This is a genomic window from Brevibacillus sp. YAE8, from assembly GCF_057543335.1.
Window position 1 is genome coordinate 61562 of record NZ_BAAIYG010000024.1, and the last position, 16877, is coordinate 78438.

The 16877-nt window shown below is 56.5% G+C and carries 13 protein-coding genes; 11 read left to right on the top strand and 2 right to left on the bottom strand.

What is annotated here, in order from left to right; genetic code table 11:
* Positions 1–9 precede the first annotated feature (9 nt).
* From AC27IT_RS21545 to cysC, 10 genes are all read left to right on the top strand, one after another.
* On the top strand, positions 10–1239 hold the full coding sequence (locus tag AC27IT_RS21545; RefSeq protein WP_412679490.1) for a glutathionylspermidine synthase family protein: 1230 nt from the start codon (positions 10–12) through the stop codon (positions 1237–1239).
* A gap of 21 nt (positions 1240–1260) precedes the next feature.
* Positions 1261–1698 (top strand): DUF350 domain-containing protein, encoded by a 438-nt coding sequence (locus AC27IT_RS21550; RefSeq protein ID WP_005828397.1) that lies wholly within the window; start codon positions 1261–1263, stop codon positions 1696–1698.
* Between the two features lie 318 nt (positions 1699–2016).
* The gene (locus tag AC27IT_RS21555; RefSeq protein ID WP_309479887.1) at positions 2017–2829 is read left to right on the top strand and encodes a sirohydrochlorin chelatase; all 813 of its coding nucleotides are present in this window, start codon (positions 2017–2019) and stop codon (positions 2827–2829) included.
* Positions 2795–4411, top strand: a complete 1617-nt coding sequence (locus AC27IT_RS21560; RefSeq protein ID WP_487092084.1) for a nitrite/sulfite reductase — start codon at positions 2795–2797, stop codon at positions 4409–4411. The genes AC27IT_RS21555 and AC27IT_RS21560 overlap by 35 nt, the downstream gene beginning before the upstream one ends.
* Positions 4412–4469: 58 nt before the next feature.
* Complete coding sequence (locus AC27IT_RS21565; RefSeq protein ID WP_005828400.1) at positions 4470–4712, top strand: DUF3906 family protein; 243 nt, start codon at positions 4470–4472, stop codon at positions 4710–4712.
* A 51-nt stretch (positions 4713–4763) separates the two neighbouring features.
* Positions 4764–6278 (top strand): uroporphyrinogen-III C-methyltransferase, encoded by a 1515-nt coding sequence (cobA, locus tag AC27IT_RS21570; protein ID WP_025843879.1) that lies wholly within the window; start codon positions 4764–4766, stop codon positions 6276–6278.
* 34 nt (positions 6279–6312) lie between these two features.
* On the top strand, positions 6313–7398 hold the full coding sequence (gene cysP, locus AC27IT_RS21575; protein WP_005828402.1) for a sulfate permease: 1086 nt from the start codon (positions 6313–6315) through the stop codon (positions 7396–7398).
* Positions 7395–8111, top strand: a complete 717-nt coding sequence (locus AC27IT_RS21580) for a phosphoadenylyl-sulfate reductase (RefSeq protein WP_005828403.1) — start codon at positions 7395–7397, stop codon at positions 8109–8111. Before cysP ends, AC27IT_RS21580 begins: the two co-directional genes overlap by 4 nt.
* Before the next feature lie 45 nt (positions 8112–8156).
* Positions 8157–9299 (top strand): sulfate adenylyltransferase, encoded by a 1143-nt coding sequence (gene sat, locus AC27IT_RS21585; protein ID WP_007778883.1) that lies wholly within the window; start codon positions 8157–8159, stop codon positions 9297–9299.
* Between the two features lie 47 nt (positions 9300–9346).
* Positions 9347–9976 carry an adenylyl-sulfate kinase gene (cysC, locus tag AC27IT_RS21590; RefSeq protein WP_005828405.1) on the top strand — a complete coding sequence of 210 codons (630 nt, stop codon included), beginning with the start codon at positions 9347–9349 and terminating at the stop codon, positions 9974–9976.
* A gap of 35 nt (positions 9977–10011) precedes the next feature.
* On the opposite strand, the gene AC27IT_RS21595 is transcribed toward cysC, so the two are convergent.
* Positions 10012–11280 (bottom strand): hypothetical protein, encoded by a 1269-nt coding sequence (locus tag AC27IT_RS21595; protein WP_007778871.1) that lies wholly within the window; start codon positions 11278–11280, stop codon positions 10012–10014.
* A 166-nt stretch (positions 11281–11446) separates the two neighbouring features.
* Here AC27IT_RS21595 and AC27IT_RS21600 point away from each other — a divergent pair, with 166 nt between their 5' ends.
* The gene (locus AC27IT_RS21600; RefSeq protein ID WP_025843882.1) at positions 11447–15154 is read left to right on the top strand and encodes a DNA translocase FtsK; all 3708 of its coding nucleotides are present in this window, start codon (positions 11447–11449) and stop codon (positions 15152–15154) included.
* A gap of 170 nt (positions 15155–15324) precedes the next feature.
* Here the strand turns inward: AC27IT_RS21600 and AC27IT_RS21605 are convergent, their stop codons facing one another.
* Positions 15325–16599, bottom strand: a complete 1275-nt coding sequence (locus AC27IT_RS21605; RefSeq protein WP_327945186.1) for an MFS transporter — start codon at positions 16597–16599, stop codon at positions 15325–15327.
* Positions 16600–16877: the final 278 nt, after the last annotated feature.

Below are 16877 nucleotides of genomic sequence, written 5' to 3' on the forward strand. Positions count from 1 at the left end.
CCAGTGGACGTGCGGAACCGTAGAGAAGCGCTGTACGCCCCTTTGCGTGAAGAAGGCATTTTTACATGGGATTGGATGTACGGCGAAGAATACGCGCTGGCCGATCTGTACCTCATCCCGGCATCGTTTCGAGACGAGCTTGCGACGGCAACGGCTGCGCTGGGCCGGATTTTCACCAAAGTGACGCCTGTGCTGCAGCAGGCAGACGACGCGCTCCTGCTCGAACTGGGAGTCCCGCAGCAAGCGCTGCAAACGGTCAGAACCGCCGTTTTGCCCAAGCTGCCTACGGCGATCGGGCGCTTTGATTTTGCCGAGACGCAAGCGGGGCTGAAAATGCTGGAGTGCAACAGCGACACGCCGACCGGGATCGTCGAAGCTTTTTACGTCAACGAGCACGCCTGCCGCTTTTTCGGGGTGAACAATCCGAATGCCGGCATGGACGTCCAGTTGCGCCACGCTTTTGCCAAGCTGCTGCAAGCGTACAGGGACATGGGCTATCCGGTAGAGCACGTCTGGTTCAGCTCGCTGGACTGGCACGAGGAAGACAAGGGCACCACGCTTTATTTAATGGAAAAGACGGAGATCGCTGCCCGGTTTGCGCCGCTGGAAAAGCTGCGCGTCTGGGAGGACGGACTGTACGTGCAGGACGGCGACAGCCTGCTTCCCGTCGATGTGCTGTACCGTTTGCATGCGCTGGAAAAGCTCGCAGACGAGCGGGACGAAGACGGCTACCCGACAGGCGAGCACGTCCTGGCGCTGATTGCGGACAGAAAGCTTGCGATCATCAATCCGCCGTCCGCGTTTTTGATCCAGACAAAGGCGCTGCAGGCGCTCATCTGGAACTTGCACGAGGCGGGCGAGTTTTTTACCGCAGAAGAGCATGCGACCATCGACGCCTACATGCTTCCGACCTATTTTGAAAACCGTTTTGCAGGGACAGAAGACTATGTAACCAAGCCCATTTTCGGCAGAGAAGGGGGCGGAGTGGCCCTGTTTGCGGCAGACGGCACTTTGGTGGAGAAAGACCAGGAGGAATTTTACTGGGAGCAGCCGATGATCTACCAAAAGCGGGTGGAGCTGCCCGAAATCACGGTGCAGACCGTGGCGGGTCCCTACGCCGGACGGCTGTTGTGGGGCTCCTTCTGGATTGGCGGGGAAGCATCCGCAATCGTGGCCCGGGTCGGAGGTCCGATTACAAACAACCTGTCGTATTACTTGCCAGTCGGCATGAAAGGATAGCGAAAAGGAGAGGGGCGCGGCATGATTACGCAATGGAGCTACATACTCAATTTTTTGGCCTATATGGCCGTGACAATTCCGATATTGGCAGTAGGTATTTTCGTGTTTACGTTTACGACTCCGTATAAGGAGTTCGCTCTCATCAAGGACGGGGCGCAGACAGACGACCCGAAAAAAATGGCGGCGGCCAAGGCGGCAGCACACGACCTGGGCGGAAAAATTATCGGGCTGGCAATCGTGCTCGCATCTGCTGTCTACCATTCGGTCAACCTGTGGGATTTGGTTGTATGGGGCCTGGTCGGCATGGTGTTTCAAGTCATCATTTTTTATTTGTTCGAGTGGGTGACGCCGTTCAAGGTCGTGTCTGAAATCCCGAACGGCAACGTGTCTGTGGGCATTTTCGCCTCCAGATTGAGCATTGCGGCAGGCTTGCTGATGGCTGCGCTCATCAGCTACTAGGAAAAAATGGGAATAACGAAGAAACAAGCTGTCGGTGCTGCCGGCAGCTTGTTTGACTGAATCGGATAGCGTAAACTTGCAAGAGCAAACAACCGATTCGGCAAGAACAACCTTTCGCTAAGACGTGGTCGCTCATCATTGAGCAGGATTCGATAGAGGTTTTCTTATCCAGCAAAACGAAAAGATGTGCAAATATATTTTCATCAAGATTTTTTTCAAGAAATAGGAATTGATTATTGACGGCGAAAAACATCCCCTTTATAATTCCGAGTAAACATATATGATTTACAAATTAGGTTTGGATAAGGGGTTTATCCGATGGCAAAAACAGCGGCTTTGGTAATCGCTCACGGTTCACCCGATCCCGACTGGCTGAGTCTCGTAGAGTCAGCCGTCAGGCAGTGCCAGAGCGAGCTGCCGACCCGGGTAGCGTATCTGGGGGGAGTAGAGGGGCGAAGCATCAGTGACGAATGGAAGCGTCTGGAGGCGTCCGGCGCGAAGCGGATCGTCGTAGTTCCCCTGTTTGCTTCGGCGGGGAGCAACCACGTGACAGAAATACGCGCGATGCTCGGACTGGAGCTGTGGCCCGCCTGGGAGACGGAGCAGGTGCGCATTCCGGTTCGCGCGCGGCTGCTCTGGTGTCCGCCGCTGGAAGATCATCCGCTGGTGGAGCAAATCGTAAGCCAGCGCATTCAGGAGCTGTCGAGCGATCCGCGCAAGGAAGCGCTGTTGCTCGTCGGCCACGGCAGCGATTTGCCGGGAGGCCAGGAGCGGTGGGAAAAGCTGTTGCGCCGGATGACGTTTCGCCTGCAAAACCGCTACGCCTTCCCCGCAGCCGGATATGCGACACTGCGGCCGGACACGTTGCGGGAACAAGCCCTGCTGCTTGCAGAAAAAGGAGATGTCCTCGTGCTGCCTCTGTTCGTCAGCCAGGGGTACTTCACCCGCAAGGCGATTCCGGCACGGCTGGCGGAGCTGCCGTACCGCTACAACGGCAGCGCGTACTTGCCTCACCCGCTGATTGCAGACTGGATTGGCCAATCCATTCGCACGGCACTTGTAACAGACCTCTTCACAAAAAGGAGCGTGTATGAGCATGGCAGAGAGAAAACAGTGGAAATGGGCAGATGATCCGTCCCTGAACAAAATGGAGCTGACCAAGCTGGAAAAAGACGGCCTGGACGTCATCGAAACAATCATCAATACCTACTCCAAAGAGGGCTTTGAATCGATTGAATCTTCTGATATGGACCGCTTCAAGTGGGCGGGAGTCTACCAGCAGCGTCCGAAAGACGGCCACTTCATGATGCGGGTGCGCATCCCCGGCGGAATCATGACCAGCGAGCAGGCGAGAGTGCTGGCGAAAATCGCCCAGGACTACGGCCGCGATCTCGTGGACGTGACGACGCGCCAGGCTGTCCAGTTTCACTGGCTGACGGTGGAGACGCTGGCCGATATTTTTGATCGGCTCGCTGCGGCCGGGCTTTCTTCGTTCGAAGCGTGCGGCGACTGTCCGCGGCAGATCATGGGCAATCCGCTGGCCGGAATCGATCCGCATGAAGTGCTGGATACACGTCCGATTGTGGCCGAGCTGGAAAAGTTTTTCCTGCTCAACCGCGACTTTTCCAACCTGCCGCGCAAATACAAGATGTCCATCTCCGCCAACGTCTACAACGCAGCCCACGCGCAAATCAACGACCTCGCCTTTACGCCCGCCAAAAAGCGCATCGCGGGCGAGGACGTAATCGGGTTCCACGTCTGGGTAGGCGGCGGCCTGTCGGCGAAGCCGTACTTGGCGAAGCAGCTTGACGTGTTCGTCCGGCCGGAAGAGGTCGTCAAGGTGGCAGCAGGCGTCACGACCTTGTTCCGCGACTTCGGCTATCGGCAGAAGCGGACGCATGCCCGCCTGAAATTTTTGGTGGCGGACTGGGGACCGGAAAAGTTCAAGGAAGAACTGGTCAAGCTGATCGGCGAGATGGAAACGAGCGGAGAGGATTTGACGAAAGGCTGGAACGGCGGCTATTTTTACGGCTTGCACGAGCAGCGCCAGCCCGGCTACTACTATGCGGGACTGTCCGTTCCCGTCGGCCGGATGAACGCTGCCGAGCTGATCGAGCTGGCGCGCCTGGCCGATGAATACGGGGACGGCACGATCGGAGCCTGCAACACGCAAAACGTCCTCATTCGCAACATCGCCAAGGAAAAGGTGGCGGCATTCCGCGAAGAGCCGCTGATTGTGAACCGCTTCAAGCTAAAACCGAATACGTTTGTCGGCTATGCCGTCTCCTGCACAGGGACTGAGTATTGCAACCTGGCGATCGTGGAGACGAAAGAACGGATGCGCTCGCTCGCCCAATATTTGGACGACACTGTTGAACTGGATACGCCGCTGCGCATTCACATGATCGGCTGCCCGAACTCGTGCGGACAGCGGCAGATTGCCGATATCGGCCTGCAAGGGGCAAAAGTCAAGACGCCGGCCGGGATGGTCGAAGCGTTTGACATCCACGTTGGCGGCACGCTCGAAGAACCGCAATTCAACCGCAAGCTGAACGCGCGAGTGACCGTCGACAGGCTGGGATCCTTCCTGGCGCAGTTGATTACGTTCTACAAGGAAGAGCGGTTGGAGGGCGAAGAGTACTGGCGCTACGTCGAGCGGGTCGGACTGGCACGCATCCAGGAGCAGGTCGACAGCATTTTGCAAACGGCGTAAAGAAGCCAAAGCCGGACAATAACCGATCACACCCGATCCAAGGAAATGAGGGACTACCATGGCAGAGGAACAAACCGAGAGCTACTTGTACAAACTGGAGGCCGTGCTCGAAGAAGGCCGACTCTTGACCGTGGTCGTGATTGCCAAAACGGACGAGCGCGCTTTTTCGTCCGCGGAAAACAATCTACTGCGGCACACCATCGCTCCGCCGAAAATCAAGGAGCTGAGCCTGGTGGAAAAGAAACCGCTCGGTCGGCAGGGAGTCGGCTACGTCGTCGAAACCTCCCGCTTCAGCCAGTAAGACGAAACAGCTTTTCGCGTTAGGGAAGGCAGCAAGGAGGACTGATCGAAAATGAACGCTGGCAGAGTCTTATTTGTAGGGGCTGGCCCTGGCGATCCGAAACTGCTCACCATTCGCGGGATGGAGGCGCTGCAAAAAGCCGACGTCGTCGTGTACGACCGACTGGCTAGCCCGCTGCTTCTCTCCCACGTCAAAAGGGACGCCCGGCTTGTTTACTGCGGCAAGGAAAGGGACCGCCACACACTGCCACAGGAAGAGATCAACCTCCTGTTGATTCGGGAAGCCAAGCGAGGAAAAACCGTGGTTCGCTTAAAAGGCGGGGACCCGAGCATGTTCGGGCGGGTAGGCGAGGAAGCGCAAATGTGCGTACAGCATGGCGTGCCGTACGAGATCGTGCCGGGGATCACCTCCGGCATGGCGGCCCCGCTGTATGCAGGGATTCCTTTAACCCACCGCGACTACAATTCCTCCGTTGCCTTTGTCACCGGGCATCTGTGCGACAAAAATGCCGGCAAGGAGCCGGACTGGGCAGCGCTGGCGCGGATGGAGACGCTCGTTATTTACATGGGCGTGAAAAACTTGCCGCACATCCAGGCGCAGCTTTTGGCCTGCGGAAAAAGCGGGGATACCCCTGTCGCGCTCGTCAGATGGGGCACGGTAGGAGAGCAGCAGACATTGGTCGGGTCGCTTGCGACGATTGACCGCGATGTCGCCAAAGCGGGCTTTTCCGCGCCGGCCATCATCGTCGTGGGCGAGGTCGTCCGGCTGCGCGAGCAACTGAACTGGTACGAATCGCGGCCGCTGTTCGGACAACGGGTGGCGCTTGCGGCCATTCCCGGAGCAGGCGGCAGCGACGCACTGGCGGGCAGGCTGGAGCAGCTCGGTGCAGAAGTCATCGCGATTCCGCTCGTGAAGCGCCCTTTGCTCGCTGTGGATGCTGCTGAATTTCCCGAGGACCTCACGGCATATGGCTGGATCGTGCTCGACGATGCGCAGCAGGTGGAGGCTTTTTTGGCAGAGCTGGGCAGACGGCGGTTTGACCTGCGGCGGCTGACGAGCAAGCTCGCTGTGCGCGGGAAGCAGGCGGCTTTGTTTCTGGAGAGCAGAGGACTGTACCCGGAGCGCGTTTTCGATCACGCGGCCACTCCTGCGGCTATGAGCAGGGAGCTTGCGCGAAACGGCGGGGAGCGGATTTTGCATGTGCGCGCCAAATGCGGGAGTACTCCTGCCCAGTCAGCAGCAGAGTTCCTCCATCTGCCAGCCGGAGGCGTCCTGGAGTGGGAGGAGACACACCCGGTCGTTCCTTGGATGAAAAAGCTGGCGTTTGACTGGTTTGCTGCCGCTGACGGGGAAGTTTTGCCTGCCCTGGCGGATTTTGCAGGAGCGGGTTGGGAGAGTGTGCCGCTTTTTTGCGCCGATGCAAAGACGCAGGAGGTGGCGAGACAAATGGGGTGGCGCGTCGTCATCGCCGAAGACGTGGAGAGCTTGGCCCGAGGAATCCATTCGCGAGAGCAGGTCGCCAGCGCAGCATGCAAGCTGTACGGCACCCCTTCTTTTCTTACGTAACAACAGATTGGCATGAAAGGAGGTAGTGCTCTTCGTGGATTGGAGTTACGTCGCCATCGCCATCGCCTTGTTTTTCGCCATGAATATTGGAGCCAGCGGGACCGCAGCCTCGATGGGGGCCGCGTACGGCAGCGGGGCAGTCAAAAACAAGCTGCTCGCCATGCTGCTCGTAGCCGTAGCGGCCTTGCTCGGGGCAGTGCTGGGCGGCGGCGAGGTCGTCAAGACGATCAGCGGGGGGATCATCCCTGCGAATCTGCTGACGATCGAAGCCGTTGTGATCGTTCTCGCTTCGGCCACGCTGACGCTTTTTGGGGCGAATCTGCTCGGGATTCCGCTCTCGACCAGCGAGGTGACAGTGGGGGCGATCGTGGGCGTGGGCCTAGCCTATCAGTCTTTGTTTGTCGGGCACATCCTCGTCATCCTGTTTTTTTGGGTCGTGGTCCCGGTGGCGGCCTTTATCGGGGCCTACGGGGCAGGCAAGCTGATTCGCCGCGTGGAGCGGCGCTGGCCGTCCTTGCAAAAGCCAGGCTCCAAAGGAGAGCGCTGGCTGACCTTTTTGCTCGTCGCCTGCGGTGTGTATGAAGCTTTTTCAGCGGGGATGAACAACGTAGCCAACGCTGTCGGCCCGCTCGTGGGAGCCGGACTGATGTCGACCGAAAACGGCGTGTGGCTCGGCGGACTGGCCGTCGCTGTCGGCTGTCTGCTCTTGGGAGGAAGAGTGCTGGAAACGAACGGCAAGAAAATTACCACCCTGTCGCTTTTGCAAGGAAGCGCGGTATCGGCTACAGGCGGAACGCTCGTCATCATCGCTTCGCTGTTCGGGATTCCCGTGCCGCTGACTCAAGCCACGACTTGCGCCATTTTAGGCGTAGGCACGTCGGAGCGAGGCTTCGTCTTGTGGCAAAAAGGAATTATCAAGCAGATCATCATGGTCTGGATCGTCTCGCCAGTTTCTTCGCTGGTCGTTTCGTTCGCCTTTGTCCATCTGTTCCTGCGTTCGGATTTGTACACGCTGGTCGTGCTCGCCAGTGTTTTCGTGGCGACGCTCGGCTTCGTGGGGCTGATCCGGCTGATTCGCAGGGAAAGCAGTTCCATCAACGATCAAGGAGGGGGCATATGAGCCGTCTACACTACGACACGGCGACAGCCGAGCAGCTCGCTGCGATCAACAAAAGTCTCGCCAAGGGAGATACCGTGGATGTCATCAAGTGGGCCTACGAGACGTTTGCCGACGATTTGGTCTATTCGTGCAGCTTTGGGGCAGAAGCGATGGTGCTCATCGACATGATAAGCGATGTGAAAAAAGACGCTCGCGTCACTTTTCTGGACACCCATCTGCATTTTCCCGAGACGTACGAATTGATCGAGAAAGTGCGTGCGCGCTACCCCGACTTGCAATTGACGATCAAGGAGCCACAGCTTTCGCTCGCCGAGCAGGCAGCGGAATACGGCGACGAGCTGTGGACAACCCAGCCCGATCTGTGTTGCCATCTGCGCAAAGTACAGCCGATGGAAAGCGTGCTGAAAGGGACGGTAGCCTGGATGTCAGGGCTGCGCAGGGAGCAGTCCGCGACGAGGGCGGACGTCCAGTTTGTCAATCGCGACGAGAAGTTTCAGTCGCTGAAAATTTGTCCGCTGATCCACTGGAAGGCAGATGAGGTGTGGCAGTACATCCGCGTGTTTGAATTGCCGTACAATGCCTTGCACGATCAAAGCTATCCGAGCATCGGCTGCGCGCCGTGCACGCGTCCGGTCAAAGCGGGCGAGGACGAGCGGGCGGGCCGCTGGGCGCATTTGGGCAAGACCGAGTGCGGGCTGCATCTCGCCAAGTAAGCGTGGGAAAAGAGAACAACGGATATGGATGAGGAGGGCTTGAATGTGAGTGGTAGCATCCCGCATGGAAACGTACTGGTAAACCGTTTTGATCCGACTGCCGACCTGTCGCGCGCGACGGGCGATGTCGAGCTGGACGCTTTTGCGCTGTCAGACCTGGAGCTGATCGCCATTGGAGGGTACAGCCCGATTCGCGGCTTTTTGGATCGCCATGACTACACATCCGTCGTCGAGCGGATGAGACTCGCGGACGGCACCGTCTGGAGCATTCCGATTACGCTCCCTGTTCCGGCGACCGTGGCAGGCGCGCTTCAGCCAGGAGATACCGTGCGTCTGGTCTATCAGAAAGAGGTGTACGGCTTGCTGGAGATTTCCGACATTTACTCGCCGGACAAACGGCAGGAAGCCCGGCTCGTGTACGGCACGGATGACGAAAATCACCCTGGGGTGAAAAAGCTGCTGGGCCGCCCCGATATTTACCTCGGCGGGCCGATTACTTTGGTCAAACGGGCTGACAAAGGGCCGTTTGCCGACTACCACTTCGACCCTGCCGAGACACGAGCCGCATTCGCCGAAAAAGGCTGGAAGACGATCGTCGGCTTCCAGACGCGCAATCCTGTGCATCGCGCCCATGAATACATCCAGAAATCGGCGCTGGAGATCGTCGACGGCCTGTTTTTGAATCCGCTCGTCGGTGAGACGAAGGCTGATGACATTCCGGCCGATGTGCGGATGAACAGCTATCAGGTGCTTCTGGAAAAATACTACCCGGCTGATCGGGTCAAGCTGGCCGTCTTCCCTGCCGCCATGCGCTACGCCGGGCCGCGCGAAGCGATTTTCCACGCCTTGGTGCGCAAAAACTACGGCTGCACCCACTTTATCGTCGGCAGAGATCACGCGGGCGTCGGCAACTATTACGGTACATACGACGCGCAGCACATTTTCCGCCAGTTCCAGCCCGAAGAACTGGGGATCACGCCGCTGTTTTTTGAGAACAGCTTTTACTGCTCGACCTGCGGCAATATGGCATCAGCGAAAACGTGCCCGCACGGTTCAGAACATCATGTGGCGCTGTCGGGTACGAAGGTGCGGGAAATGCTGGCGCGCGGCGAAGCGCCGCCTCCTGAGTTCAGCCGTCCGGAAGTGGCGCGCGTGCTGATCGAAGGACTGCGGCCGATCTCGGTGTAACCGAGAAGGATGGAGTTTTTTTCAGGAAAAGAGAAAGGGGGACGCTCATGGCAAAGGAAGGAGTTGCCCACATCGTTTGGCATCCGACGACGGTGACGAAAGCAGATCGGCAGAGGCGGGCAGGGCACAAAAGCTGCGTCCTGTGGTTTACGGGGCTGTCTGGCGCCGGAAAATCGACGTTGGCCAATGCGGTTGAGCAGGAGCTGCATCAGCGGGGCCTGGCCAGCTACGTGCTCGACGGCGACAACATCCGCCACGGCTTGAACAAAGGGCTTGGCTTCGGAGAAGAAGACCGCAAAGAGAACATTCGCCGCATCGGCGAGGTAGCCAAACTGTTCGTGGATGCAGGCGTGATTGTGTTGACGGCATTCATTTCGCCCTATCGTTCGGATCGCGAGCTGGCGCGCAGTCTGGTAGAGGCGGGAGAGTTTATCGAGGTGTACGTCAAATGCCCGCTGGAAGAGTGCGAGCGCCGGGACGTGAAGGGACTGTACGAAAAGGCGCGGCGCGGGGAGATCGGGCAGTTTACGGGAATCTCCGCTCCGTATGAGGAGCCGCTGCAGCCGGAGATTGTGGTGGAGAGCAGTGAACAGACGATTGAAGAGTCGGTTGCTGCCGTTCTGGCCTATCTGGAACAGGCGGGAATCCTCACCTATGAGAAAAAGCACGACGCGTAAATGCGCCGTGCTTTTTGTTTTGGCTGTGGATGGAATTAAGGGGTGGTTGTTTCCAATTCTTCCGCCCACTCGGCTTCCAGTTCTTTTTGCCATTTGAGATCGTCCAGCATGCTTTGCGCGAAGAGGCGCATGAAGCCTTTGTCGCTGAAGTTGTTGATCGCTTTTTCGTCTTTGTACAAGTCTTCTGCTGTCAGGCCAGCGTCTTTTGCCGGAACGTCGTACTTGGTCGCTTTTCCGAAGTTGTATGCGTATTGATCGGCGAACAGACCGATTGTCAGCGGTTGTTTCATTTCAGGCGCCTGGAAGGTTACGCTCAGGTCGCTCTTTTGGTGCACAGGCATTTTGTTTTTGTCTACGTAGAAGTCGAGGTTCCAAGCGAGGTTGTGGAAGCCTTCTTTTTTCATTTCTTCTACGATTTTTTCAGGCGTGTACACTTTGCCTGTTTCGTCCAGCCATGCTTTTGCTTCTTTCAAGCCTTCGGTGATGGTTGCTTCGGCGTTGGCGCGTTTTTCTGCCTCGGTCGTTTTGCCCATTTCCGGATACATTTCTTCGGTCAGGGAGTTGGTCAGAACCATCATGTCGATTGCGAACGCTTTTACGTCCTGGCTCGCTACCGCGTCGTTGGCTGTGAAGAAGAACATTTTCACCAGTTCTTTGGCGTCGATCTTCACCGTTACGTGAGTCGCTTCTACTTTTTCGCCGTTAGGCAGCGTGACGGTTTCGATGCCGAGGTTTTTCGCGTCAGCCAGCTTGTAGCCGTACTTGCCCACGTATTTTTTGATGAAGTCCAGCGTCAACTGATTCATTTTGTCCTGGTATTCTTTCAGCTTGGCAGGGTTCACCTTGTCGTTTCCGTTCACGCCAGTGAGAGCGCCGGAAGCGTTCGCGTCGATCAGCAAGTATTTGCTGTCGAGCGGAGATTTTACGAATACTTTGTCATCGCTGACTACCAGCTCGACGGACGCTTTTTTGTCGCCAGTCCAGAGCTTGTTGTCGCGCAGTACCTTGTCGTCGTTCACTTCAAACTGAACCTTCGCATTTTTCAGATCGAGCTGGGATCCTTTTACAGTCACGCCCGCTTTCATGGCAGACAAGATCGCTTGTCCCTGTTTGTCCGGTGTCGCTTCCCCGAAAGCTTCCGGCAATTTGTCTACGTCGCCTGTCAGCTTCAAGGTTCCTTGGAAATCGTAGTTTGGTTTATCAATGGATGCCACGATAGAATCGCGCACCAGTGAAGCTTCACCAGCACATCCTGTCAGTACCAGCATCCCCGCGAGCAGCAGGGCGCTCCCCTTTTTCCACATGTGTGTTCCTCCCCTATGTATTTGTTTTTGTTCCCTCTATCTATTACGTCCAAAGAAAGAAAAGGTTTCGCAAATACGGAAAAAAATCACAATCGGCCTAAATCGCCGCTTGTTTCATGGTAAGATGAGAGGGAATAGATGGTTAGCAAAGAAAGGACGTTGCAGCATGTGGTTGTGGCTTCAAAAGCTGATGAAATTTTTTCAGGGCGAAGAAGAGCATGAAGAGACAGTGGAAGGGCGTCCAGCGGCAAGTCCCCCTGCAAGCCCCGCACCCCGTCAGCCCCAGGCGAAGACAAAAAGCATTTACCCGAAAGAACGGGTGAATAATCGCAATATAGACGATGTGCGTCCGCGCAGGGAGCGCCAGTTTCGCTTTCCTGTCGTGCCGGACGACTATTTGGAGAACAGGCGAAAAGAAAGAAGGAACCAGCAGGCAGCAGACGACGCCGTGCGCGCCCAGTCGGCTGCGCGCGAGCGGGGAGCGAGTGCGCGGGACACGCTTCGTCCGCGCGATGAACAGGTGCCGGAAAAGCAGGCGGAGACATTCGCAGACAGAAAGCCGGCTGTCTCTGCCGAGCACAAGCGCGACAGCCATCGTCGGCAGCCAGCCAGACAGACGGAAAGCGCGCAGCGCACTTCGCTGACGCCGCAGGAAAAGAAGGCGTACCGCCCGTCGGAGATCGTCTCGCCTGTTTACGGCAAGATCACCCCGTCTACACGCGAGGCGGAGCACCGCATCCACACAACGGGGGGAGTGGTGTATCCGCGACTGGAGCAGGAAGAGCATCTGCAGCAGATCAAGCAGTGGGAACAGGAAATTAGCGAGCGGTATTTTCCTGAGCAGAAAACGGTGGCGCAGGATAGGGAGACTGACGGAAATGCCAGCGGCGGCAAATCCGTCATTGAGATGGATGGAAAAGCGGAGAGCGGCAACGGGCAGGCGGATCGTACCGCCCGGTCGTTTGAGCGGCAAGCGGACGTGGTGGCGGAAGCCGAAGCGCAAGCGGCCGCTGCGGCAGTTGTGGAATCAGAGCAAGATGCGTTGGACAAGCCTGCGGTGCAGTTCCGGGAGTTGGGGGGCGCAGAGCAGGAGCGTGTCCGCCTGCGGCAAGAAGCGGAGTCGCTTGCGGTTGGGGAGACAGGAGTTGTGGAAGGAGAAAGTCGTGTCTTTGTGCAGGATAGGGCTGTTACGGAAAAGCTGTATGGGCGCGCAGAGCGCGTAGAGGTAGAAGAAGTGAAAACGGGTGAAGCCGTGTCAGCCAAGGGTGAGGAACCAGCGCTTCAAGGTGGCAGTGTGGCAGGCGCAACAAGTGGAGCGAGGGCCGCGGCCGATTTTGGCAGCGCGAGTGAGCAGTGTGGCGAAGTAGTGGGTGGTTTGGAAAATGGGGCCGAGTTGCTGGAAGGAGAAGCAATGGCAGCGGCCGGAGTGATAGGTGTGACGGGAGCCGCGGCAACTGGTGGAGCGATGGAGGCAGTGGGAGCAGTGGAAACTGCTGGAGCTGCGGAGACTGCTGGAGCAGTCGGGACAGTTGGCGCAGCGGAAACTGCTGGAGCTGCCGGAACAGTTGGCGCAACGGGAACTGCTGGTGCAACAGAAACAGTTGGCGCAGCGGACGACGTTGGCGAACCGGAAACAACCGGGGCAGCGCAAATAGCCAGATCGACCGAAACGGTTGGAGCATCCGAAATAACGGAAGCAGTTGAAGCAGCGGCAGAAGCAGCGGCAGAAACAGCGAAAGAACCCGAAGCAACTGTGGAAATGGTCCCTGAGCTGCACGAAGCGGAAGCAAGTGGGGAGACTTCCCCTCTCATAGCACCCGAGTCCCCGCTGGGGGCACGACGAGAAGCGGCACTCCCATCGCGGCCAGAGCAGCAAGCAGAGCAACCAAACGATTCGGAGCGACCAACCTATCCGGAGCAACCGAGCCAAACCGCAACACAGCAAATGCTGGTCGCAGCGCTTGGCGACGTTGTGCGCACTGGGATCGAGGAAGGCATAACGGCTGCCTACGAGCGCATTCAGGAAGGCGAAGCCGCCCAACCTGCTGTTCCGTCCGGCGGCAGCGACACGGTCCGTCCAATCAACAGCGACAATGTGCCCGTTTCCGCTGAAGAAGAAAAGCAGGCGCCAGCCTACACATACGACGTCAATCGCCTGCTGGCGCGGGCCATGCCGGATGCCGAGGTGGAAGCTTCTGCTGCGGCGCAGGCGGCGAGTTCGGTTTCCGAGGCTGCTGCCCCAGACGCTTTGCAGGCACAGATCGCAAGGCCGTTACCGCCAGTGACCGAACTGCCAAGCGCCGGGCAAAAAGATGAGGGCACAGCGCAGCCAGCGCCTGGATTGGTGACGCCAAGTGCGCCAGGTACAGCAAGTACTCCAAGCGCCCCAGGTGCGGCAACCACCCCATCCCCCGGCCCTCACTCTCAGCCGCAGCCACCAGCCGCAGCGGATAGCCAGGAGCCGCCGTATTGCCTGCCGACGCTTGCGCTGCTCAATCCGAGCCCGCCGATAAGCGATGACGACGATGAGCATACGCAACTGCAAAAGCTGCTTTTGGAAGAGACTTTATCCAACTTCAACGTCAGCGCGAGCGTCGTCGGCATCGTCAAAGGCCCGTCTGTCACGCGCTTCGAGCTGCAGCCGGCCCCAGGGGTGAAGGTGAACAAAATTACCAGTCTGATCGACGACATCAAGCTGAATCTGGCAGCCAAGGACATTCGCATCGAGGCGCCGATTCCAGGCCGCAACGCCATCGGGATCGAGGTGCCGAACTTGGCGAGCCGGCCCGTGCTGATCGAGAAAATCATCGGCTCGGAAAAATTTCAGCAGCATCCATCGCCATTGGCCGTGGCGCTTGGCATGGACATCGGCGGCGAGCCGATTATTGCCGATATCAAAAAAATGCCGCACGGCCTGATCGCAGGCTCGACCGGATCGGGGAAAAGCGTCTGCATCAACTCGATCATTGTCAGCCTGCTGTACAAGGCGACGCCGGAGCAAGTCAGACTGCTGTTGATCGACCCGAAAATGGTCGAGCTGGCACCGTACAACCATTTGCCGCATCTCGTGACGCCTGTGGTGACGGAGGCCAAGCAGGCGACAGCGGCGCTGAAATGGGCCGTCGAGGAAATGGAAAAGCGCTACGCTTTGTTCGTCGACGCAGGTGTGCGGGATATTGACCGCTACAACCAGACGACAGACGACCAGTTGCCGTATATCGTCATCATCATCGACGAGCTGGCAGACCTGATGATGGTTTCTCCGCAAGACGTGGAGGACTGCATCATCCGGATCGCGCAAAAGGCACGCGCCTGCGGCATTCACTTGTTGCTCGCGACCCAGCGCCCGTCCGTGGACGTCATCACGGGCAATATCAAGGCAAACGTGCCGACGCGCCTGGCGTTTGCCGTATTCTCCCAGGTCGACTCGCGCACGATTCTCGATCAGTCCGGGGCAGAACGATTGCTGGGCAGAGGGGACATGCTGTTTCTGGAGAGCGGCACGACGCCTGTGCGCTTGCAGGGCAACTTTGTTTCCGACGACGAGATCGAAAGAATTACGCAGACGATCAAGAAGCAGCGAAAGCCGGCGTACCTTTTCAGCAAGGAAGACCTGGAGCAGCAGGTGCAATCCTACGATGTGGGCGACGATCCGCTGTACATGGAGGCGCTCCTGTTTGTGGCGGAACAAGGCCAGGCTTCGGCATCGGGACTGCAGCGCCGCTTCCGGGTCGGCTACAACCGCGCAGCGCGCCTGATCGAAATGATGGAGGCAGACGGCTACGTCGCCGGACAGAGCGGAGGCAAGGCGCGGGCGGTGCTCATCACGCGCGAGGACGCGCAAGCAGTGGTGGACGGCTCGACTTTGCTGTAAAGAAGAGAGGTCAAGGAAGCAAAAAAGCTTGCCCAAGGCGGCAAGCTTTTTTGTCCATAAGTTTAAGAATGGATAAGATTCTGATCCAGCTCATCCAGTATAAGGCCAACTTGGCTGGACCCACGGCTTGGGGCAGCCAAGTTTTCCAATAGCCGGATCGTATTTTACCGTTAGGATGGAACTTCGTACTTTTCTTCTTTCGTTTGTACGAATGAAGGGATTGTAAAAAGATATAGCATCCCTAAAAGCAGCATTGCTCCGCCAACGACGCCAAAGAGCATTTCAATGCGAAGCATAGACGGGAAAGTCCAAGCAATAAAGGCCAGAGACAGAGACTGAAACAAACTCGATACGGGGTCAAGAATCCCCCGAAATCTTCCCATCATGTTCGGATTCACCATTTGCGGTATCCATCCATAAAAAGAAATGTTAATAAACGCCACAGCAACGGAAAAGAAAAAGTGAAAAATCAAGAATAGAACAATCGTAGGGGACAAGCCTGCGAGGATGACGAAGATTCCCGAGAAAATCAGGCTGAAAGTCAATACCATGTACAGTTTGATTCTCTTCGTAACTTTGGGGCTTAGCGCACTTCCCAGCAAGATGCCGATTCCGAAAACGATCGTTTCGATTACGGACATTTCCTCGTAGAAATGGGGAGACAGTTTGTATTTCATTATAAAAATAGGAATGATTCCTATTCCTCCATTGACTACTCCCAGTATGGCAGAACCAAGCGTTAGCAGCAGCAACACCCGATCGTAAACAATGTATTTTACCCCCTCAATAAAATCCGTGAACAGTGCTTTAATTGTATGTAGTCCTTTCCAATCGGTGCTCCCGTTCGGTTTCCGAACAGATAGCTCGATTTTGCACGAATAAATGAGCATGGCTGAAATCAACAAGCAGATGAAGTCCAGCAAAAATGCACCTTGGACTCCCAAATTCCAATAGACTACCGCGCCGATCCCACTCCCGAAAAGCAAAAATACACTTCCGAGCATAGAGTTTAATCCAGCGGCAAGGGGATATTCTTCTTTTGATAGTACGCCTTGAATGATTGCACTTTGGGCGGGAGGAAAAAATTTCCCTACAGCACTTCGGAGAAAAATGGCTAAAAAAATGAAGGCAAGCGAATCGTACCAAATGCAAATCATTAGACATACAGTGAGAAATGCGCGAATCAGATCGCAATGGACGGCTATTTTCTGACGGTCAAAGCGATCCGCAAAAACGCCGATAAACAGAAAAACGACCAATGCGGGTGCGGCATGCATCATGTCTTTCATGGTAGTGTAGTACGGTTGTTGGCTAAATTTATCAAGCAAATAAAATGTGATCGCCATAATCCCGATGACATTTCCCGGTTGCGAAGTAAATTCTGCGAGAAAAAGTTTCAAATAGTTTGCGTTTCTGAAAAGGTGGAAGACGTTATTTGGACCCATCCATATCGAATCCCTTCAGCATTGTCCGTTTGTATCCCGACACCTATCGATTTTATTTTCGTTATTTTCAAAAAACGTTTTCAATCGTGTGGTATAGTTATCGGATTCTATCAAGAAAATATTTACAATTATGTTTATTGTTTACTAAAACTGAGCATTTTGCAGAAATCTGAGCCCTTGAGACACAAGGATTTCTAGGGATAAAAAAGGGACTTCACCCCAATTTGGAGAAGTTTTTCGGTGACCAAACCAAAAACGCCCAAAAGGAGGAAGTCACC

Coding starts and splice junctions, on each gene's coding strand:
- AC27IT_RS21550 (WP_005828397.1), top strand. CDS start 1,261: ATGATTACGCAATGGAGCTACATACTCAATTTTTTGGCCTATATGGCC.
- AC27IT_RS21555 (WP_309479887.1), top strand. CDS start 2,017: ATGGCAAAAACAGCGGCTTTGGTAATCGCTCACGGTTCACCCGATCCC.
- AC27IT_RS21560 (WP_487092084.1), top strand. CDS start 2,795: ATGGCAGAGAGAAAACAGTGGAAATGGGCAGATGATCCGTCCCTGAAC.
- AC27IT_RS21565 (WP_005828400.1), top strand. CDS start 4,470: ATGGCAGAGGAACAAACCGAGAGCTACTTGTACAAACTGGAGGCCGTG.
- cobA (WP_025843879.1), top strand. CDS start 4,764: ATGAACGCTGGCAGAGTCTTATTTGTAGGGGCTGGCCCTGGCGATCCG.
- AC27IT_RS21580 (WP_005828403.1), top strand. CDS start 7,395: ATGAGCCGTCTACACTACGACACGGCGACAGCCGAGCAGCTCGCTGCG.
- cysC (WP_005828405.1), top strand. CDS start 9,347: ATGGCAAAGGAAGGAGTTGCCCACATCGTTTGGCATCCGACGACGGTG.
- AC27IT_RS21595 (WP_007778871.1), bottom strand. CDS start 11,280: ATGTGGAAAAAGGGGAGCGCCCTGCTGCTCGCGGGGATGCTGGTACTG.
- AC27IT_RS21600 (WP_025843882.1), top strand. CDS start 11,447: ATGTGGTTGTGGCTTCAAAAGCTGATGAAATTTTTTCAGGGCGAAGAA.
- AC27IT_RS21605 (WP_327945186.1), bottom strand. CDS start 16,599: ATGGGTCCAAATAACGTCTTCCACCTTTTCAGAAACGCAAACTATTTG.